Here is a 19,974-nt window from a genome sequence, read left to right on the forward strand (position 1 = left end):
TCTCCGGGAATTTTATATTTTTAACAAGCAAAAAAGAGACTAACAAGAAGTAGTCTCTTTTTTGTTACTAAACTCTTCTCAACTAATAAGTTTACTAAAATCAGAAGAGCATTCCAATACCGTAATGAATTGCAATTGTTATTAAGCCAATAATAATATTACGAATAATAGCCCGTTTAGGCAGACCTTGTCCTAATTTAGCACTTAAAAAGCCAGTTAAAGCAACCGCAATAATTGTTGCCCCAATCGTTGCTAAAAACTGCCACTTTAAGGGTGCTAAATACATTGCCGCAAGCGGTAACATCCCACCTAAGCTGGCACAGATTAGTGAAGAAAATGCTGCTGACCAAGGGCTAACGTAATGGCCCAATGTCATGTCATATTTCACTTTTAAAATCGTCTCTAGCGGAATTTTATGCATCAACTCACGGGCAATTTTATGGGCCGTTATTTCAGTTAATCCTTGATCGTAATAAAATTGATAAATGTCTTGCTGTACTTGCTCAGGTTGTGATTTGATGCGCCTTTTTTCATCTACAACCACAACTTTTTGTGCATCTGATTGTGAACTAACCGAAGCATATTCCCCTGATGCCATTGATAAGGCGCATGCTAATAAATCCGCTAGGCCGGCCAATAAGATTGTAAATTGATTGGTCGTTGCAGCGCCTACTGAAAAAAGCACCCCAACTACTGTTAAAATACCATCATTTGACCCCAAAACGCCTGCTCGAATTGTGTTCAATTTTTCTGACATGATGCTTGCTTTTTTTGTCATAATACTAAGCTCCTATCAATGAACCAATTAAATAAGTAATAATCATCGTAAAAACCCCTGCCATAATATTACGGATAGTCGCTTTTTGTTCATCTGCGCCTGATAAACGAGCCGCCATAAATCCAGTAATTCCTAGAGCAATTAAAACAGCAATACCTGTTGCCATAATACGTATGTGCTCAGGTAATAAGGTAATCGCCAACATTGGCAACAATGAGCCCAGCGGAAAAGCAATCATTGAGGCAACCGCAGCCGATACAGCTGATATTTCATGATGTTGTGAAAAGCCATAACGTTCTTTAATTGTTGTTCCTAAAGGATCTTGATTCATTAATTCAGTCGTGGCAGTCAACGCTAATTCTTTAGAAATGCCTTGTTGCATATAGCGTTCTTTTACAAAATTAAATTCTTCTTGATATCTATCTTGTAGAGCTGATTTTTGCTGTATGATTGCCTTCTTTTGGGCATCATTTTCTGAGTGCACGGATACATATTCACCCATGGCCATGGAAACCGTTCCTGCTAAAGCCCCTGCAAATCCAGCAATAAATATTGCAAAGGAGCTTGTCGTTGCCCCTGCAACGCCAATAACGATACCAGATACAGATAAAATACCATCATTAGCGCCCATTACCGCAGCTCGAATAATATTATTTTTTTGTGCTAAATCTTGTTTTGTTTTCATGCGATAGCCTCCTCCCAATAATCTTAATTATACACGTTAAAAAATCAAAAATGTTTTTGACTTAAAGTAAGAGTTTTTGCAAAACAAAAAATATTCCCATAAATCAGACAAAATAAAAATTCGTTTATAACCACACGGATTATAAACGAATTTTAAAGACAATTCAGCTGTTTAGAGTTGCCTCTTCATATAAGTTAAAACTGGCATACCAATCAATGGCACTAAAATAGCACCAACAATTATTTCAAAAATACCGTTAAAACCAGCAATTGAAACAATCAACCACTGCGCTAAATTAGTATGAGGAATACCCGTAAATGACGTATCCATTATTGTAAAACTAATCCAAGTAATCGCTAATACTAAGGTCGTATTAATCAAGGCAGATAGTCCACCTAAGATACTTAACCAAATACCTTGCTGTTTAAAATCACGTTGTTGCACAAATCGATGATACAAATAACCAATCAAAAAGCCAACCATTATTCGTGGCACGAGTGCCGTAACCGGATTACGAAAAATTAAAGCACCAATACTCGGTACGCTTGACCAGGCGTGCCACAGTGAATATGCGCCCCATACAAATCCTAATAAGGCCCCGCCTTTTGGTCCTAAAACCATGCTACCAATTGCGACTGTATAGGTAATAATTGTAACAGCTGCGCCAATGGCAAACGCCCCTAATGGTAAAGTGCCTAACCAAGGGACAATTGATTGTAATAAAACAATCCCAATGAATAAGGCAGTTAAAACAAGTTGTCTACTTTTATTCATACGCGGTTGCATCAGTGTTCCTCCAAATTTATTGTTTATGTTTATAAAATATTCATTAATTATCATACAACAAATGTTTGAAATTATTACACAAAATCTTTTAAATTGTTTAAAAAAGCAATTATATGGTCAAAAAAATAGCCTTTCAAACTAAAAAATAGTAAAGACCTGATTAATAGGCGTTTACTACTTTTTAAACGTATATCAGCAAGCAATAAGCTACATACGGTTTTTTAATATTTTATTGATTTGCACGTTTCTTATCAAAATAAATATTCATACGGCGAATTGCTTCTTTTAAATCTTCATCCGATGCGGCATATGAAATACGAATATATTCTGGTGTATATTCAGAAAAAGCAGCCCCTGGAATGACAGCAACGTGTCCATTTTCAGCTAAATCTAACGCAAAAACTTCACTGTCTTGATTCATGTCAGCTGGAATCTTAGCAAAGATATAAAAAGCACCTTCTGCCGGTACAACTTCAAAACCAAGTGCTTCTAATTGCGGTACCATCCAATCACGTCGCTTTTTGTAAATATCGCGCATTCCCTCAGCAACATTAGCTGATTTTGTTAAAGCAACGGTTGCACCATCTTGGATAAACTTAGGTAAGGCGAACGTTAGCGCCTCATGTACCTTTTGTGCCTGATCAACAAAGGCTTTATCAGCAATAATAAAGCCAATACGATACCCTGTCATCGCATGTGACTTTGATAAACCAGTCATTAAAATTGATTGTTCTGGCAAAAGACTAACCATTGAAACATGCTCTTGATCATATGTTAATTGTGCATAAATCTCATCAGAAATCACCCATAAATGGTACTTTTTAAAGACATCTGCAAGCGCTTCCAACTCCTCGCGTGTGTACGTAACACCAGTTGGATTAACTGGATAATTAAACAAAACCGCTTTAATATTAACATCAGATTCTTCAACAGTTTGCGCAACTAATTCTGGTGTTAATTTAAAATTAGTTGGTCGTGTATTAACGGCAATTTTTTGACCATGTGCCAAATCTAAAGACGCTGTATACGGTGCGTATGCTGGTTCAGGAATCATTAAGCCTTCGTTTTCATTTAGTAAAGTCATAAAAATCACATTGATAGCTTCTGATGCGCCCACAGTTACAATGACATTCGTTTCATCATCAAATGGTAAATCATAGCGTGAACTATAATACGCTGCTGCTGCTTGACGTAAATCACGTTCCCCTTGCGCATCAGCATAGTGTGAATTATTATTGGCAATTGATGACATGACAGCTTCTTTGATATTTTCATCAACATCAAACCCCGGTTCGCCAAATGTTAAACGTAACAAATCTGGTATGTCACGCACTTGTTTTTGAAAACCTGTTAACCCATCAGGTGCTAGATTCGTGATTTTGGCATTCAACGGTTGTACAAATTCATTTTGCGTCATTTTCATTCACTCACATTTCTATTTATTTTTTAATTTAATATCACAGTGATTATTAAATTTAAAGTCCATTTTACTATCTTTTTCTACTCTAACACAACTAGTAAATCAGTTTATTATACTAAATTCATGATAAAATAATCATATACCATTCTCATAAAACAATGTTTTTTTAATCATTAAACTAAAGGAGGCTTAAAATGTTAGATTTTACTGACACGCCAATTGAAGCACCCATTCAAAATTGGGACTGGGCACCTATTAAAGAAGTGCCAATTACAGAAAATAACGAGCCCTTAGTTTCATTAAGTTATTTACCTGAAAAGATGATTGTTAGCCCACAGTATTTTATCCAAAATTTACCTGGTACCTACCCTGAACTATTTGCTCGGGCACATGTACAAGAAAAATTAATTGAAGCAGCGCGTAGACTACCTTACGGCTATAAATTTGTTGTGTTTGATACGTGGCGAAGTATTCCCACCCAACAAGCCTTATTTGATCAAATGAAATTATTTGTTAAGCGTGACCATCCGACTTATTCTGACGAAGAAATTCAACAAGCAGCTTTACGGATTGTCGCCTTACCTTCTACTGGTGAAAAGAAACCTTCACCGCACAACACTGGGGGCTCGGTTGATTTATCAATCATTGATGAAAAAGGACGTCTATTAGATATGGGTAGTCCCTTTGATGATATAAGTCTTCGTGCCAAGACGACTTATTATGAAGTAGATGATACTTCTGAAAAATATGAGGAAGCACGCCGTAACCGACGTTTGCTTTATCATATTATGATTCAATCTGGCTTTACTAACTATACTGAAGAATGGTGGCATTTTGACTATGGTAACCAAAATTGGGCAAAATTAAGTCATCAAGATCACGCCTTATATGGTGCTACTAAACCAGTATTCCCTTGGGTAAAAACGTATTAATTATATTAATAATTTGTCATATACATTCTAAATATCAAGATTAAAAAACAACAAACTGCTAGATGTCGTTTGTTGTTTTTTAATTTTATGCATATTAATTATGGGATATTTATTGCTAATCCAAATTTATGCTTGGCTATGAATTAAATCACGCTTTGCTAATTCTTCAGCAATTTGAACCGTATTCCAAGCCGCCCCTTTTAAAAGATTGTCAGAAACAACCCACATATTAAAGCTACCTGGATTTTCAACATCCGCCCGCACACGACCCACAAATGTTTCACGCTTATTCACGGCGTTTAACGGTTGCGGGTAGATTTGATGTGCTGGATCATCTTCCAAAACAACACCTGGTGCGGTTGCCAAAAGTCGTTGTACATCTGCGCGTGTTGCAGATTCATCAGCGACAGTAACATAAACCGACTCACCATGACCAACTGGTACTGGTACACGAACCGCCGTTGCTGTTACCTTAACTTTAGTTGATGTTGGATCACCAAACATAATTTTCTTGGTTTCTTGCATCATTTTTTGTTCTTCATACGTATAACCGTCATCTTGGAACGTATCAATTTGGGGTAACAAATTAAAGGCTAACGGATAATGTTTTACATCACCCTTGGTTGGTAAAATATCAGCTGTTTGGGTTTCACCATTTAAATGTTGTTGTGCTTGTTGTAATAATTCGTCCCAAGCGCGCTGCCCTGCTCCTGAAGCAGCCTGATATGTCGAAACAATCACTTGTTTTAGACCATAAGCTTTACGTAGTGGTTCTAATGCAACAACCATTTGAATTGTTGAACAATTAGGATTAGCAATAATGCCATGATGATCAGCTAATGCATCTGCATTAACTTCAGGTACAATTAATGGTACATTGGGATTCATGCGCCAATGTGATGAATTATCAACAGCAACAGCCCCACGTTTGACAGCTTCGGGTAACAATTCTCCTGCAAGGCGTCCACCTGCTGATGCCAATACTAAATCTACCCCGTCAAATGATGCTGGTTTCGCTTCTTCAATTGGAATAACTTGTCCTTTAAATTGCCGCATTTGACCAACCGAACGTGCTGATGCTAACAATTTCAATGATTTTACTGGAATTGTTGATTGTTCTAACTGTGCTAAAATACGCGTACCAACTGCACCAGTTGCACCTAAAATTGCAACATGATATCCTTCATTCATCTTCTTTCCCCCTCATGTGATTGGTTCTAACCAAAAATTTGCTACATTAAAAGCACAATGCTGAAAAATCCAGTTGTGCTTGCAATGATTATTTATTTTTTAGTTCAACATAATGTTGCAAACGTGTCATAGCTGTTTGCAAATTTTCTGTTGAAGCTGCATATGAAATACGAATATACCCTTCACCACCAGCACCAAAAATTGAACCAGGTGCGATTCCTAGTTTGACAGTTTCTGCTAAGTCATAAACAAATTCCAAATCATTAGTATTTAACGATGCTGGAATTTTTGCAAAGATATAAAAAGCGCCACCTGGTTGTGCAGCAGTGAAACCGGCCTTAGCTAAACCTGCTAAGACCAAATCACGCCGCTTTTGATAAACTTCTCGCATCGCAACAGGATCTTCACGTCCGTTGCGTAAGGCTTCAATAGCACCAGCCATCATTGGCCCCGGGGCAGTTGCTACCATTGATTGATGCGCTTTACCTACCTGAGCCATTAATGCTGCTGGCCCAACTACGTACCCAATTCGATAACCTGTCATGGCATGTGATTTTGATAAACCGCTAATCAAAATCGTCTGTTCTGGTAATAGTTTAGCCATTGATGTGTGTTTTTCATCATAAACAAGTTCTGCATAAATTTCATCAGAAATAACTAACAGGTTATGCTCACGCAAAATGTCAGCTAAGGCCGCTAACTGTGCAGCTGAATAGGTTACACCCGTTGGATTTGATGGATAATTCAATAAAATTGCTTTTGCATTAGGATGCTCTGCGATTGTTGCCGTTAACTTTGCTGGTGTCACAATAAAATCAGGTGCTGTATTTAAACCAATTACTTCAATATGATTCATTTTTGCAACTGATTCATAAAGCGGAAATGTTGGCGTGGGAACAATTAATTCGTCTCCAGGATTAAATAATGCCTGAAAAGTCGCATTGATGGCTTCAGCGGCACCCACAGTAACGCTAATTTCAGATTGTGGCTGATATTTTGGTGTATCAAATCGCTCTGTCAAATAATCTGAAATGGCTTCACGCAATGCCATTACACCTTGTGATGGTGAATAGTGCGAATCATCAGCTGCAACGTCAGCAATAATTGCTTGCTTGATATGTTCAGGAGCTGAAAAATCAGGTTCACCCAATGTTAACTTTAAAATGCCGTCTATTTTTGAAAACTTATCATCAACCACCCGAATTGGTGATGGGACAATCTTAGCCAATGTTTTATTGAATTGGCTAACCAACGCTTCACTCACTTCAACCATCTTTACTTCTCCTTGGCTTATCCGCCCACATTCTTTTATTTATTATAATACCTTGTCTAATCCTGTTTGTAATCCTTTAACAGTATTCACACGGCGAATGGCTAATGCAACGCCACCCATGAATGATTCACGCGTAAATGACGTTTGTTTAATACGCAACGTTTCACCTGGTGCACCAAATATCACTTCTTCTTCCGCAACATACCCTGGTAAACGCATTGCATGAACTGAAACGCCATCTATTTCATCTCCACGCGCTGTATCAGCATGATCAGTTGAAACAGGTGTTTGTATTCTAGCTTTTGCAATTGCTTGCGCTGTTGCACGGGCCGTTCCTGAAGGGGCATCCACTTTTTTTGGATTATGAATTTCTAAAATTTCAGCATCTGGTAAATATTTAGCAGCTTGGGCTGCAAATTGCATTAACAAAACTCCCGATAACGATAAGTTGGGTACAATCAATCCTGTTTGACCATTCGCTTCACTAAGCTTTGCTAATTGATCAATTTGATCTGCTTGTAAACCACTAGTCCCAACCACTAAATTAAAACCATGTTGCAGGGCATATTTTCCATTATCAAAGGCGGCATCTGGCTGTGACACATCTACCCATACATCAGCCGCAACGTCAATATCAGCCAAATTTGTAAAAACTGGCACATGACTTTGACGTGGTGTACGCGTCAAAATACCAACAAGTTCTAAATCTGTTTGTGTCGTTATTAATTGTTGAATAGCTTGTCCCATTTTGCCGAAGCCACCAGCTAAAAATACAGTTATCATGTGTTCTATCCCTTCCGCTCAAGCTTCTCTAAAACATCTTGCGTCTCAACATCATCTAATGGCAAAATTGGCAAACGGGTCACATTTTGTAATTCCCCTTGATGCGCCAAAACGGCTTTGACAGGTGCTGGGGATGGATAACTAAATAAAGCAAGCATCTTAGGGGTCAACCAACGCTGTATTTCACCTGCTTTAACAATATCACCCGCAGCCAATGCCGCAAATAAATCTGTCATTTCCTTACTATATAGATGTGCAGCCACTGAAATTGTTCCAGCTGCACCAACCGCTTTGGCAGCTAATGTTTGTGAATCTTCACCTGTATAAATTTTAAAATCTGCCGGCGCATTTGCCACCAAATATGCCAAATCATCAATACTCGTCACTTGTTTAACTGCGTTAATATTTGGATGTTTTGCTAATTGCAAGACACTTTCATTCGTCAGCCCAACAACTGATCGTCCAGGAATGTTATAGATCATAACCGGCACGGTTGCAGCATCGGCAATTGCTGTAAAATGAGCAATCATGCCTTTTTGATTGGGCTTACTATAATACGGCGTTACAGCCAAAACAGCATCAATTCCCGCAATACCACTGACTTCTTTAGCAAAAGCAACTGAATTCGCAGTATTATAATCACCAACATTGGCAATTACCGGACCAAAATCCCCTACTTTAGCCGCAAAATAAGCATATAGAGAAATCTTTTCATCATGTGATAAGGTTGGCGCTTCACCTGTCGTACCGCCAATCACAAAACCTTGTGTACCTTCAGCAATTAAACGACCCGTTAAAGAATCTAAAGCCGGATAATCAATGGTATTTTCTTGCGTAAATGGCGTAATAATTGCCGTAATTAACGAAATATTTTCATACATTTTATTCACACTTTCTATTGTTGCATTCGCCAATTCAAAAACTTCGTAATTGCTCTAATACCTGGTTCAATAGCTGATTCATCAGGTGCTAAATGACTATCATGTAAACCATGCTCAGCATCACCAACTCCTAACCAAAACATTGTACCTGGAATTTGATTAATTAAATAACCGAAATCTTCACCTGTCATTGCCGGTTGTGACACTACAAAATCAATTTCTTTATCTTCTTGCATAAATTGCATAAAATTTGTTGTCGTTTTTGAATCATTATTCACCGGCCAATAGCCACCTTGGTTTAATTCAAGGTCAAATGTAACACTATACATAGCCGCAGTACTTTGTGCAATCTCACGCACACGTTGCTGCATCATTTCTAAATCAGCTTGCTCAAACGCACGAATTGTTCCCGCTAATTTGGCTTCATTAGGAATAACATTACCAATCGTACCAGCCTGTAATTTACCAATCGTGATGACCCCACCACGAACTGGATTCACATTACGTGAAACAATTGTTTGTAGTGCCATCACAAATGAGGATGCTGCAACAATCACATCTTGCGCTTGGTGTGGAAATGCTGCATGACCGCCACGCCCTTTAATCGTTAAGTGAATTTCGGTAGTACCTGCAAATAATGTTCCTTGCCGTGTCGCAATTTGCCCAGCCGGCATTGCTGGTTGATCATGCAATGCATAGAATTCATCAGGCCGCCACTCATTCACAAATGTTCCCAACTCATATAATTGTTTGCCCCCTGCTTGTTCTTCTTCAGCCGGTTGAAACAAAAAAATCAGATTATCGACAGGTTGATGTGTTGCAAAATATGCTAACACACCTAATGCAACCGTCATATGAATATCATGACCACATGCATGCATCACCCCAGGATTCTTTGACGCATATGCTAAATCAGTTTCTTCATTAATCGGTAGCGCATCAATATCCGCTCGATAGCCAATGGTTCTTGTTGGCTTGCTACCCGTTAACCGAACCAACAAGGCTGTCGGTACAGCTGGAATTTCGCGAATCGTTAACCATGATGATTGCCACGACAAAATAATTTCTTTGAGATATGCTTGTGTTTTAAACTCCGCCATTGATAATTCCGGATAGGCATGTAAATGACGGCGAATCGCTATTAAATCTAGATCAGCTATAGCCATTACTCCTCCTCCTTTGATTTACAATGAGCGCAATGCATCAACTAATGCCGTTTTTGCTTGTGTCTTTTCATCAATTTGTTTAATAACCTTGGCTGGAACACCTGCAACAACAGTATTAGCCGGCACATCCTTGGTAACAATCGCACCTGCTGCAATAACGGCATTGTCACCAACCTGTACACCCTCAATCACAACAGCATTTGCCCCAATTAAAACATTATCACCAATCGTTACTGGTGTGGCTGAAGCAGGCTCAACAACGCCTGCCAAAACGGCTCCAGCACCAACGTGACTATGAGCACCAACGATTGCGCGGCCACCTAAGACCGCGCCCATATCAATCATAGTCCCCGCACCAATTTCAGCACCAATATTAATCACAGCCCCCATCATAATGACAGCATTATGGCCAATCGCAACTTGATCACGAATAATGGCACCTGGTTCAATACGAGCAGAAATATTTTCATAATCCAACAAAGGTACCCCACTATTACGGGCCAACAATTCAACATGATAGTCAACAATCTTATCGCCAGCAGACTCAATAACTGGTTTAATTTCTTCAAAATCACCAATCACAACACCTGTCTTTGTTTCAATAAATGATTGTACCGTTTCTGGCCAGATAATCTGAGTCAAATCGCCTGCTAACGTAACTCGGGCTGGTGTTTTTTTAGGGGCAGTGGCAATGTAATTAATAATTTCTTGTGCATCTAGATTATTCATATTTTCTTCTCCCAAAGCGTTCTTTTTTAGTGATAATGCTTATCCAAACGTAGCATATCAGCATACGTTTCACGTTCAACAACTAATTGATCCTGGCCATCCTCAACAAAGACAACAGCAGGTCGTGGATTACGGTTATAATTTGAAGCCATTGAATAGCCATATGCACCAGTTGCTAGCACAGCTAAGATGTCGCCTGGCTTCGTTTGTGGCAAAGCTTGTTCCCAGACTAACACATCCCCAGATTCACAATACTTGCCAGCTACTCGGACAACCTGATCAGAAGGTGCCTGTGGATTATTAGCTAATACGGCTTCGTACTTTGCTTCATATAAAGCTGGGCGAATGTTATCACCCATACCACCATCAACAGATAGATAACTCCGAATGCCTGGCACATCTTTTCTTGCACCAATTGTATATAAATTATAACCAGCAGGCCCAACAATGGCCCGCCCTGGTTCAATCCAAATCGTTGGCATTGCCATCCCATATGCAGCAGTTTTTTCAGTAATCGTATCAATAATGGCTTCAACAAATTCAGTTGCAGGTAATGGTTCGTCTTCCTTCGTATAACGGATACCAAAACCGCCACCTGTATTGATAACTTGTGGTTCAAAGCCCCATTCGTGGACCAAGTCAACCAGCTTAGCAGCAGCCATTTGAAAACCTGTCACGTCAAATATTTGTGAACCAATATGAGCTGAAACTCCCAAAACATTCAAATAAGGATCAGCTAATGTTTGTTCTAGCGCTGCTTGTGCTTGGCCACTATTAACATCAAAACCAAATTTACTATCAGTTTGTCCGGTTGAAATGTAATCATGTGTATGTGCTTCAACACCTGGTGTAATCCGCAATAACACATTTTGCTTTTTATTACGTTCGACTAATAGTTCATGTAATAGATTAATTTCATAAAAGTTATCAAGAATAATGGTCCCTAAATCATGATCAATCGCCATACTTAATTCTTCAACAGATTTATTATTACCATTGAAAGAAACGTGTGCCATGGGAAAGTTAGCAGCCAAGGCCGTTTGAATTTCACCACCAGAAACAACATCTAAATGAATGTCTTCTTGAGCAGCAACCTCATACATCGCCACATTCGCAAATGCTTTCGAAGCATATGAAACAGCATAATCTATGTGCCGATTAATGAACACGGTCTTAAATGCACGCATTTGATTACGAATGCTATTGACATCGTACACATACAATGGTGTTTGATATTTTTGTGCTAATAATGTAGCGGATAGCCCCCCAATTGTTAGTTCACCAGCTTGATTCACTTGATATGGTGCTGCCATAATTTTTCCCCTTTAATCTGCTATTACACGCAATAAGCGCTCTTGTAAGCCTGTTGCGACAACCCATGGCGCTAATGCCACATGCTGTGCAACATCTTCTAATGTATTTTCATATTGTCCTTGTTGACCAATAATTGTCACAACCGTTCCAACTGGTAATTCTTCTGGTAACGAAATCATCATCTGATCCATTGCTAAATTACCAACAATGGGAGCCCTTTGTCCATTGATTAACACTTCGAATCCTTTTAATGATCGTGGTAATCCGTCGGCGTAGCCAATAGGTAAAGTCCCAATCCATTCACCCTCTTGCGTATGGTATGTATGTCCATAACTAATGGCAGCATTGGCTGGCATTTTTTTCACATAAATCAGTTCTGTTTCTAGCGTCAATACCGGTCTTAAATAATCGTCAGCAAGTACTGTTCCTCTTGATGGTTCCATCCCATAAATAACCGTGCCAGCACGAATATAATCTGTGGGTAATTCATCTGCATGATATAACGCTGCTCCTGAGTTAGCCAGATGCACCATTGGTGGCATAGGTAACCTATCTGTTAAAGTATGCCAATTCGCTAACTGCTCATGAAAGTAATCATTGTTTACTGAATCTGCTTCAGCAAAATGCGTCATAATACTTTGATAATTAAATGGTGTTTTAGCGTCTTGAACGTATGTTATTGCTTGAGCTAATGCCTCACGTTTCCTAAAGCCAATGCGACCCATGCCGGTATCAACACCTAGATTAACTTGTAATTTGTTAGCCGTATGTTCAAGATTATGAGCTGCTAGTTTCAGCCAATCCAGATCACTTACGGTTGCGATTAAATCATTTTCAGCCATTATTTTAGCGTATTGAGGTAATGTAATGCCCAGAATTAAAATCGGTGCCGTAATGCCGGCTTGCCGTAATGCCAGTGCTTCATCTAACACAGCAACCGCCAGGCCATCAACACCACCTTTAATGGCTGCTTGAGCCATCGTTTGCAACCCAAAACCATAAGCATTGGCCTTCACTGCCAAAAACATAAACTTGGCACCACTTATTTTTCTAGTAACCGAAACATTATGCGTAATTGCTGATTGTGAAATTTTAATCCTAGTTGGTCTTGTTATTGCTACTACCATGTTGTAAACCTCTATTTTAATTTCTGACACAAAAAACCGGTCGACAGGCACTACTGCACTGTCAACCGGACATAAATTTATCCTATAAGACTGTGACAATAGCTCCCCGCTTATTAGCGACAGTCTAATAGTTATTAGCTATTATCCCAACAATCCAAATGGCACAATTTGAATTATTTCGGCAACCGCTCCTTTTACTTAGTTTCTTAACCTGTGCAGGCTCCACTAAGCGACTCTTATTGGTTGCAACCTCTATTAATCATTAACGTAACATTAGAATATATTAATTTTATTACTATGTCAACACTTGACATTAATCTTTTTTTCACTTTTAATTAGTGCCAATTAGAATTTTATTTGGAGGAGAAAAATGAAAGTCGTAAAATTTGGTGGTTCATCTCTCGCAACCGGTGAACAAGTTCAAAAGGTTTTTAATATTATCCAAGCCGATGAGGACCGTAAAGTCATTGTTGTATCAGCACCTGGAAAGCGTTTTTCTGGTGATATTAAAGTCACTGACTTATTAAAAACTTATGCTGACCAAACCATCGCTGGGGATGACACAACCAATATTGTATTAACAATATTGGACCGTTACCAAGCTATTGCCGATTTTTTTGGATTAAAAGAAAATAAGATTATTCCGCAAATAAAGCAAACATTATTACAATTAAACCGCGTTCACTACCCTTCATTTGACCACTTATACGCTGCTTTCATGGGGCATGGTGAATTACTTAATGCACAATTAATTGCTTATATTTTACAAGAAATTGGCCAACCTGCGGGTTTTATTTCTCCTACTGATTTGGGGATGATTGTGGCAGGTTCTCCAAGAGCTGCTCGCTTAGATGCAGCGAGTTATGAACGTATGCACAATTTCCAATATAATCCTGATAAATTATTAATTGTTCCTGGTTTTATTGCCTATACCAATGACGGTTATGCCGCAACTTTTAGTCGTGGCGGTTCTGACATTACAGGAGCAATCTTGGCCCGTGGGCTACAAGCTGATTTATATGAAAATTTCACTGACGTTTCAGCCATTTATGCTGTCAATCCCAGTATTGTCCCACATCCAAAATCGATTGAAAAAATGACATATCGAGAGATGCGTGAATTATCATACGCCGGGTTTGCCGTTTTTCATGATGAAGCCATCATTCCTGTTATCGAAGCGAATATACCAATTAACGTCAAAAATACTAATGATCCAACAGCACCCGGTACACTAATTGTGCCTAATCAAGCAATAACACCCACTTATCCTGTAACTGGTATTGCCAATGATGATCGATTTGCAGCATTATATTTACATCGTTATTTGCTTAATCGTGAAGTTGGTTTTACATTAAAAATATTACAAATTCTTGCATCATATAACGTCAGTTATGAACATATGCCTTCTGGAATTGATGATATGACAATTATATTTGATAAATCACAATTAACCCCCACTATCAAAGCCCACATTAGTCATGATTTATATCAAACAATTGCACCTGATGAATTAGAATGGCTTGATGATTATGCTATTATTATGATTGTTGGCGAGGGGATGCAAAGAAATATTAGTACCCTTAACAAAATTACAGATGCATTAGCTCAAGCTAACATTAATCTTCCAATGGTTAATCAAGGTGCTTCTCAGATTTCAACAATGTTAGGTGTCCCTGTTGACCAAATGAACGAGGCTGTTAAAGTCATTTATGAAGCCGTTTTTTAAGCCGCCATTTTATAAAATGCCAGCAAATAGACATCTTTCATCTAAAAAAGTCGTAAATTACCAATAATTTTGGTAATTTACGACTTTTTAAATATATGATGGTTTATTAAAATTTACTTTTAGCATAATTACGTAAAGCTGATTCTAAACCAGCATGCCGATTAGCTGGTTTGACATCTAGTGATTGATGAATTTGGCCACCCGCATTGGCATAATTAGTTGATTCTGTATTCGCAATCATTTGTAATTCAGATAATGAATAATCTGCTTGTACTTCAGAGAACACTAACGCACCACTTTTTGTGACCGTTTGATGTTCTTCAAGCGCTGTCCACATTGATATAATGGCACCTTCGGCATTAAAAATTAGTTCCAAATGGTAACCTGGCATGGCCATTTTGACATTACTATTATCAGCGACACCACGATTATGAAAATTAGCCTTTGGATATGAAACTGGCGTACCCGTTAACTGTACTATTTTTTCAGCAACATCAGCTTGTGTCAACTGTTCACGTTTTATTAAATCAACCACTGGTTTACTTAAATAATAACGTAATTGATTATCAATCACTTTATCTAATTGATGACTTGTTTCATATTTAGAACGAATCCCGTTCCAAGTATGATGCTTTAAACGCATCATAAAAGCAACTTGTTTAACAAATTCTAAATAGTCTTCAAATTCAGCCATATTTTCGATATGCAAGTAATACAAGTCAGCATTTTTATTTTCAAATCTAGTTGGCCAATGTCCTAATTTTGTCATTTTAACAAAGTTTTCTGAGCTAACTGTCATCCCCAAAAGCGCATATAGCATTTCTAAACGATCTGTTGCTGGCACACCACCACGGTGGAATCCGGCAACATACATCTTGGTAAATAGATTAGAACCAACACGATGTGCTTCAAGCCATGCTTTTGATAAGATAGCTTGCATGGTTTCATCACTTAGTTGTTCATCATTAAAAATTTCATCAACATACGCTGCAATTGATTTAGGTAGCCAACCATCATTCATAAGATGCGTTGTTTGCGTTGATAAAGTTGCTGTCATTAACGTCCGACGCTTATCCACCCCATTCGGTGACTTTATTAACTCTCGCGTTCGTTTAAACAATCCTGTCATTACAAAATGACCTCCTCGCTACAAATAGCTTACCATATTTTACATTAAAGATGCAGTTGATGAACGTATAACTAATGTTGTATCAAAGGCCGTTACTTGACGTGCCATATCTGGTTGTTTAATACGTTCTATGACTGTTTTTATTGCTGCTTTAACAACTAATTCAACTGGTTGTTGAACTGTTGTTAACGCTGGCGTGAAGAATTCAGCATAATCTGTATCATCATAGCCAACGACAGATATATCTTCTGGTACTCGAATGCCATGTGCATTTAAACCTGATATTAAGCCAACTGCTAATTCATCATTGAGCGCAAAAGCTGCCGTCGCCTGTGTAATTGAGACTGCCATTGCAGCTGCCCGACCAGCATGCTTTGTTAGATTACGCGTCGTCACTTCACTTACTTTTGCACCTGCAGCTAACATGGTTTCTTTAAAAGATGCTGTTCGGTAAAGTAAATTATCGGTATATAGTTGATTTCCTAATAGCACCACATGTTTATGACCTAATGATATTAGATGCTGCGCTACTAGACGCCCCCCTATTTTATCTGAGGCATAAACAGCATCAGCATCAGATAATTCATCATGGTTTTCTAATACTACTAGCGCAATTCCCCGTTTTTTCAAACTTTGCGCAATGGCAACTGGTTGTGTCAGTTGACTAACAACAATAATCCCGTGAGCGCCTGAATTAACCAGTGTTTCAATCGCTTGATCAGCAGCTCCCCGATCAGCCGTCATAATTGATAATGACGTATTTTCAGGTAAATGTTCTTGCATTTTTTGAACAATATTCCCAAAAAATTGTATCTGTAAACTAGGTACTACCACACCAATCAGCATGTTAGCACCTCGTTTTAAACTGCGTGCGCTGGCATTCGGCACATAACCTATTTCATCGCGCGCAGCCAGTACTTTAGCCTTCGTTTTTTCAGAAAAACGCCCGCCCTTACCATTTAATACTTGTGAAACAGTAGCAATAGATACACCAGCTAAACTGGCTACATCTCTAATTGACACTTTTCCCATTTAAACACCTCTATTCCATTAATCAAATTGTAACGTGACTAGCCATTCTTTTACAATTAAAAACAATGGATTATTTTTAAATTTAGCTAATATATATTAAAACATTTTACCAACATTTAAACGATTTAAAAACCTTTTTAACTTGTTTATTTAAAATACTTGTTTACTTTAACCAGAAGAACAGTATAATATACTCTTGTAAGTCACTCAGGGTAGATTAAGATGCGTCAAGTGCTGTGGAAACGGAATGTGGGCCACAGACGAAGGATTTTCCGCGATATCTTAATCACATTCACTGCAATAAGTGAAACCCTCCAATTTAAAAGGAGGTGTTTTCAAATGAAAACATTATCATATGGATTACCACAATTACGCACAAAGCAACTCGCTATGCTGGGCATTTTGATGGCATTACAACTTGTCATTAGCCGTTTTTCATTGGGGACTGCAACAATCAAAGTTGGGTTTACTTTCTTGATTGTTGGGATCATCGCTAAATGGTACGGGCCATATTGGGGGATGTTAGTTGCCACATTTATGGACGTTATTAGTAGCTTAATGAATGGTTACGGTTATTTTTGGGGATTCACGATTTCAGCTATCATCGCAGCTGGTATCTATGGCTTTTCGTTTTATAATCGTCAAACTATTTCCATCCTTCGTGTTGTAGTAACTGTTTTCTTCGTATTACTTATCGTCAATGTGATTCTCAATACATTATGGGTCACATTAATTGGTAATATTCATAATATGCAAACTATCATGTCTCTACTGTGGTTACGTATTATCAAACAAATTGTCTTTTGGCCAATTCAGAGTATCCTATTGTTTTTATTACTTAATAATAAAACAATTGAAACGCTCCATAAAAAAATCTAATACGAAAATATTTAGGATAGCTATAGGTATCCTAGTTTAGAAAAGCAGTAAATTCACCAATTTATTTTTGGTAAATTTACTGCTTTTTCATATGTTTTAAAAAATATTTATCCCATGATAATCATCAAAATTACTAATTATAGAAATTAGAAATAGTTTTTAACCTATTATTAGTAACTTCGATGCACGGTGAATCCAGCATGACAACACGCCGCTTCAAATGAACTTGCAAATTTATTACGCACAGCTGGTGTTGCAAATACCAATTTGGTTTCAGTATAAATATCACCACAACCAATCCGATAAACACAACTGTCATATACTTGGCCAACAAATATTTCAGGCTGACATGTTAACGTATTTTCTAATGAATTAACTAATTGCTCAACCATATGATCCGGAATATCTCGTGTATTCTTCAGTAAATGATGAATGCTTGCACAGCCTGTTGACTTATGATGATAACTTGTTTTAATTTCTGGCATGATTAACCTCCACTTATTTTACCAACAACTTATACCTATTAACTTCTATATTTTTATCATAACTAATCATTTTTGTTTTTTCAAGCATATAAAAATATTCATACTCGAAAAGAATATTACTGGAGATTTATGGTATAATTAACCCTATTAATCAATATACAAAACGAGGAATTTTTACACTATGACCGAATCCATTTCGAAAACACAGTATCTACAGACTATATTGGAATTAAGTGGCGGCGATGAATCAACCAAAATTTCAAATAACCAAATTGCTGAACACTTAAATGTTACACCTTCATCCGTATCAAATATGCTGGCAAAATTACAAGAAGCCGGTGAAGTTAATGTCGTGCCTTATTATGGTGTTACTCTAACAAAACCTGGTCGTGAAACTGCCCTACGTTTAATTCGTTCACACCGATTAATAGAAACTTTTGGTGCGACTAAACTTGGATTATCAATTTCTGAAGCACACTCAAACGCCGATAACCTAGATCACGATGCTGACGATCAATTCATTAATGCCCTCGATAAATATTTAGGTTTCCCAAACCTAAGCCCACATGGTCTCGTTATCCCCGACATCAAACACCACTACTCACCTAAATCATTACGTTCATTACGTGAAGCTAGTGACGGTGAAACTGTTAAAATTAATAGTTTTACTGAAGACTTAGAACTCTTGCAATATACAGAGACACTTAAGTTAGGACTTAATACAGTTTGGACAATTAAAGAACGTCTACCATTTGACGGGCCATTAGTGCTAGTATCAAATGATACAACGTTACAAGTAACCCAACATGCAGCCGACTTCATTTATGTTAATGATTAACTAACAATTATAGACAAAAAGGACACTAAGCAACCATTTTTTAGATGGTTAGCTTAGTGTCCTTTTTATAACGCTGTTTATTAACATAATTGATAGTCTGCGTATATGCAACGTCACAGTTTTGGTTTATTTCTCACCAAAATTATTTATAAAATACAAAAGCGTTTGCAATTCGTTTGTTAAGTCCACGTTTTGTACACGAACGCTATTAGGTACATCTAAACGTAATGGCGTGAAATTTAAAATGCCACGAATACCAGCATTCGCTAAACGATTAGCAACATCTTGTGCCACATCTGCTGGTACTGTTACAATTGCAACATCAATACGTTGGTCCATAATTTGTTTTTCTAAATCAGCTAAACTATAAACTGGAATACCTGATTGAATGGTATTTATAATTTCTGGTTTAACATCAAATGCTGCTGCGATACGCGCATTAGAACTTTGATGAAAGTTAAAGTTTAATAATGCTTGTCCAAGATTTCCAACACCAACTAATGCAACTGAAGCCAACGTATCCTGATTTAAAATTTCACCAAAGAAATTCATCAAAGCTTCAACATCATAACCATACCCACGTTTACCTAATGCGCCAAAATAAGAAAAATCACGTCGAATTGTTGCAGCATCAAATTTTACCGCTTCAGATAATTCGTTTGATGAAACGCGAACAGTCCCAGAATCAAGCAACAAATTTAAATAACGATAGTAAATTGGCAATCGCTTTGCCGTTGCTTTAGGAATATCATGTTCAACCATTTGGTTCGACCTCTTTTTTCAAAATTTAACAAGTTTCACAAGCAAAGAATAACATTGT

General features: G+C 37.8%; 20 protein-coding genes and 2 riboswitches. Of the genes, 4 read left to right on the top strand and 16 right to left on the bottom strand.

All coding sequences use genetic code 11. The features are described 5' to 3' along the window. Positions 1-100 precede the first annotated feature (100 nt). From FFM55_RS05975 to FFM55_RS05990, 4 genes are all read right to left on the bottom strand, one after another. A complete protein-coding gene (locus FFM55_RS05975) occupies positions 101-778 on the bottom strand; it encodes a VIT1/CCC1 transporter family protein (protein ID WP_042492825.1) in 678 nt (225 codons plus the stop codon). A 4-nt stretch (positions 779-782) separates the two neighbouring features. Continuing rightward, complete coding sequence (locus tag FFM55_RS05980; protein ID WP_042492824.1) at positions 783-1,463, bottom strand: VIT1/CCC1 transporter family protein; 681 nt, start codon at positions 1,461-1,463, stop codon at positions 783-785. A gap of 171 nt (positions 1,464-1,634) precedes the next feature. Next, positions 1,635-2,249 (bottom strand): ECF transporter S component, encoded by a 615-nt coding sequence (locus tag FFM55_RS05985; protein WP_137600694.1) that lies wholly within the window; start codon positions 2,247-2,249, stop codon positions 1,635-1,637. A 229-nt stretch (positions 2,250-2,478) separates the two neighbouring features. Further along, positions 2,479-3,666 carry an aminotransferase class I/II-fold pyridoxal phosphate-dependent enzyme gene (locus tag FFM55_RS05990; protein WP_042492821.1) on the bottom strand — a complete coding sequence of 396 codons (1,188 nt, stop codon included), beginning with the start codon at positions 3,664-3,666 and terminating at the stop codon, positions 2,479-2,481. 197 nt (positions 3,667-3,863) lie between these two features. Here FFM55_RS05990 and FFM55_RS05995 point away from each other — a divergent pair, with 197 nt between their 5' ends. Further along, positions 3,864-4,601, top strand: a complete 738-nt coding sequence (locus tag FFM55_RS05995; protein ID WP_137600695.1) for a M15 family metallopeptidase — start codon at positions 3,864-3,866, stop codon at positions 4,599-4,601. A 126-nt stretch (positions 4,602-4,727) separates the two neighbouring features. Here FFM55_RS05995 and FFM55_RS06000 read toward each other — a convergent pair whose 3' ends face one another. The 8 genes from FFM55_RS06000 to alr all read right to left on the bottom strand — a co-directional run bounded on the left by FFM55_RS06000 (position 4,728) and on the right by alr (position 13,065). Beyond that, positions 4,728-5,792, bottom strand: a complete 1,065-nt coding sequence (locus FFM55_RS06000) for an aspartate-semialdehyde dehydrogenase (RefSeq protein WP_137600696.1) — start codon at positions 5,790-5,792, stop codon at positions 4,728-4,730. Between the two features lie 88 nt (positions 5,793-5,880). After that, positions 5,881-7,065 carry an aminotransferase class I/II-fold pyridoxal phosphate-dependent enzyme gene (locus FFM55_RS06005; protein WP_137600697.1) on the bottom strand — a complete coding sequence of 395 codons (1,185 nt, stop codon included), beginning with the start codon at positions 7,063-7,065 and terminating at the stop codon, positions 5,881-5,883. 42 nt (positions 7,066-7,107) lie between these two features. Next, complete coding sequence (dapB, locus tag FFM55_RS06010) at positions 7,108-7,848, bottom strand: 4-hydroxy-tetrahydrodipicolinate reductase (RefSeq protein ID WP_137600698.1); 741 nt, start codon at positions 7,846-7,848, stop codon at positions 7,108-7,110. Positions 7,849-7,853: 5 nt separating this feature from the next. Further along, positions 7,854-8,729, bottom strand: a complete 876-nt coding sequence (gene dapA, locus FFM55_RS06015) for a 4-hydroxy-tetrahydrodipicolinate synthase (RefSeq protein WP_042492816.1) — start codon at positions 8,727-8,729, stop codon at positions 7,854-7,856. Between the two features lie 14 nt (positions 8,730-8,743). After that, positions 8,744-9,895 carry an N-acetyldiaminopimelate deacetylase gene (locus FFM55_RS06020; protein WP_137600699.1) on the bottom strand — a complete coding sequence of 384 codons (1,152 nt, stop codon included), beginning with the start codon at positions 9,893-9,895 and terminating at the stop codon, positions 8,744-8,746. 18 nt (positions 9,896-9,913) lie between these two features. After that, entirely contained in the window at positions 9,914-10,624 is a 711-nt protein-coding gene (gene dapD, locus FFM55_RS06025) for a 2,3,4,5-tetrahydropyridine-2,6-dicarboxylate N-acetyltransferase (protein ID WP_137600700.1), read from the bottom strand. Positions 10,625-10,650: 26 nt separating this feature from the next. Continuing rightward, entirely contained in the window at positions 10,651-11,937 is a 1,287-nt protein-coding gene (lysA, locus tag FFM55_RS06030) for a diaminopimelate decarboxylase (RefSeq protein WP_137600701.1), read from the bottom strand. A 12-nt stretch (positions 11,938-11,949) separates the two neighbouring features. After that, positions 11,950-13,065 (bottom strand): alanine racemase, encoded by a 1,116-nt coding sequence (gene alr, locus FFM55_RS06035; protein ID WP_137600702.1) that lies wholly within the window; start codon positions 13,063-13,065, stop codon positions 11,950-11,952. A gap of 91 nt (positions 13,066-13,156) precedes the next feature. Beyond that, a riboswitch (Lysine riboswitch) is annotated at positions 13,157-13,328 on the bottom strand. Between the two features lie 107 nt (positions 13,329-13,435). Here alr and FFM55_RS06040 point away from each other — a divergent pair. Continuing rightward, positions 13,436-14,791 carry an aspartate kinase gene (locus FFM55_RS06040; RefSeq protein ID WP_137600703.1) on the top strand — a complete coding sequence of 452 codons (1,356 nt, stop codon included), beginning with the start codon at positions 13,436-13,438 and terminating at the stop codon, positions 14,789-14,791. Positions 14,792-14,897: 106 nt separating this feature from the next. Here the strand turns inward: FFM55_RS06040 and FFM55_RS06045 are convergent, their stop codons facing one another. Both FFM55_RS06045 and rbsR read right to left on the bottom strand, forming a co-directional pair. After that, entirely contained in the window at positions 14,898-15,920 is a 1,023-nt protein-coding gene (locus FFM55_RS06045) for a DUF3114 domain-containing protein (RefSeq protein ID WP_042492808.1), read from the bottom strand. A gap of 39 nt (positions 15,921-15,959) precedes the next feature. Then, positions 15,960-16,952, bottom strand: a complete 993-nt coding sequence (gene rbsR, locus FFM55_RS06050) for a ribose utilization transcriptional repressor RbsR (protein WP_042492807.1) — start codon at positions 16,950-16,952, stop codon at positions 15,960-15,962. A 206-nt stretch (positions 16,953-17,158) separates the two neighbouring features. Further along, positions 17,159-17,252, top strand: a riboswitch (THF riboswitch). Between the two features lie 39 nt (positions 17,253-17,291). On the opposite strand from rbsR, the gene FFM55_RS06055 reads away from it, so the two are divergent. Then, complete coding sequence (locus FFM55_RS06055; protein WP_042492806.1) at positions 17,292-17,831, top strand: folate family ECF transporter S component; 540 nt, start codon at positions 17,292-17,294, stop codon at positions 17,829-17,831. A gap of 170 nt (positions 17,832-18,001) precedes the next feature. Here the strand turns inward: FFM55_RS06055 and FFM55_RS06060 are convergent, their stop codons facing one another. Continuing rightward, entirely contained in the window at positions 18,002-18,316 is a 315-nt protein-coding gene (locus FFM55_RS06060) for a hypothetical protein (RefSeq protein ID WP_042492805.1), read from the bottom strand. Between the two features lie 181 nt (positions 18,317-18,497). On the opposite strand from FFM55_RS06060, the gene FFM55_RS06065 reads away from it, so the two are divergent. Beyond that, positions 18,498-19,154, top strand: a complete 657-nt coding sequence (locus FFM55_RS06065; RefSeq protein ID WP_042492804.1) for a metal-dependent transcriptional regulator — start codon at positions 18,498-18,500, stop codon at positions 19,152-19,154. A gap of 126 nt (positions 19,155-19,280) precedes the next feature. Here the strand turns inward: FFM55_RS06065 and FFM55_RS06070 are convergent, their stop codons facing one another. Continuing rightward, positions 19,281-19,916, bottom strand: coding sequence for a redox-sensing transcriptional repressor Rex (locus FFM55_RS06070; RefSeq protein WP_042492803.1), 636 nt, complete (start codon positions 19,914-19,916; stop codon positions 19,281-19,283). Between the last annotated feature and the right edge of the window lie 58 nt (positions 19,917-19,974).

Origin of the sequence: Weissella sagaensis (assembly GCF_005405285.1) — a bacterium.
In the GTDB taxonomy this organism is placed as follows: domain Bacteria; phylum Bacillota; class Bacilli; order Lactobacillales; family Lactobacillaceae; genus Weissella; species Weissella sagaensis.

Excerpts from the sequence above, each read along its gene's own strand:
- FFM55_RS05975 (WP_042492825.1), bottom strand. The coding sequence starts at position 778 with ATGACAAAAAAAGCAAGCATCATGTCAGAAAAATTGAACACAATTCGA.
- FFM55_RS05980 (WP_042492824.1), bottom strand. The coding sequence starts at position 1,463 with ATGAAAACAAAACAAGATTTAGCACAAAAAAATAATATTATTCGAGCT.
- FFM55_RS05985 (WP_137600694.1), bottom strand. The coding sequence starts at position 2,249 with ATGCAACCGCGTATGAATAAAAGTAGACAACTTGTTTTAACTGCCTTA.
- FFM55_RS05990 (WP_042492821.1), bottom strand. The coding sequence starts at position 3,666 with ATGACGCAAAATGAATTTGTACAACCGTTGAATGCCAAAATCACGAAT.
- FFM55_RS05995 (WP_137600695.1), top strand. The coding sequence starts at position 3,864 with ATGTTAGATTTTACTGACACGCCAATTGAAGCACCCATTCAAAATTGG.
- FFM55_RS06000 (WP_137600696.1), bottom strand. The coding sequence starts at position 5,792 with ATGAATGAAGGATATCATGTTGCAATTTTAGGTGCAACTGGTGCAGTT.
- FFM55_RS06005 (WP_137600697.1), bottom strand. The coding sequence starts at position 7,065 with ATGGTTGAAGTGAGTGAAGCGTTGGTTAGCCAATTCAATAAAACATTG.
- dapB (WP_137600698.1), bottom strand. The coding sequence starts at position 7,848 with ATGATAACTGTATTTTTAGCTGGTGGCTTCGGCAAAATGGGACAAGCT.
- dapA (WP_042492816.1), bottom strand. The coding sequence starts at position 8,729 with ATGTATGAAAATATTTCGTTAATTACGGCAATTATTACGCCATTTACG.
- FFM55_RS06020 (WP_137600699.1), bottom strand. The coding sequence starts at position 9,895 with ATGGCTATAGCTGATCTAGATTTAATAGCGATTCGCCGTCATTTACAT.
- dapD (WP_137600700.1), bottom strand. The coding sequence starts at position 10,624 with ATGAATAATCTAGATGCACAAGAAATTATTAATTACATTGCCACTGCC.
- lysA (WP_137600701.1), bottom strand. The coding sequence starts at position 11,937 with ATGGCAGCACCATATCAAGTGAATCAAGCTGGTGAACTAACAATTGGG.
- alr (WP_137600702.1), bottom strand. The coding sequence starts at position 13,065 with ATGGTAGTAGCAATAACAAGACCAACTAGGATTAAAATTTCACAATCA.
- FFM55_RS06040 (WP_137600703.1), top strand. The coding sequence starts at position 13,436 with ATGAAAGTCGTAAAATTTGGTGGTTCATCTCTCGCAACCGGTGAACAA.
- FFM55_RS06045 (WP_042492808.1), bottom strand. The coding sequence starts at position 15,920 with ATGACAGGATTGTTTAAACGAACGCGAGAGTTAATAAAGTCACCGAAT.
- rbsR (WP_042492807.1), bottom strand. The coding sequence starts at position 16,952 with ATGGGAAAAGTGTCAATTAGAGATGTAGCCAGTTTAGCTGGTGTATCT.
- FFM55_RS06055 (WP_042492806.1), top strand. The coding sequence starts at position 17,292 with ATGAAAACATTATCATATGGATTACCACAATTACGCACAAAGCAACTC.
- FFM55_RS06060 (WP_042492805.1), bottom strand. The coding sequence starts at position 18,316 with ATGCCAGAAATTAAAACAAGTTATCATCATAAGTCAACAGGCTGTGCA.
- FFM55_RS06065 (WP_042492804.1), top strand. The coding sequence starts at position 18,498 with ATGACCGAATCCATTTCGAAAACACAGTATCTACAGACTATATTGGAA.
- FFM55_RS06070 (WP_042492803.1), bottom strand. The coding sequence starts at position 19,916 with ATGGTTGAACATGATATTCCTAAAGCAACGGCAAAGCGATTGCCAATT.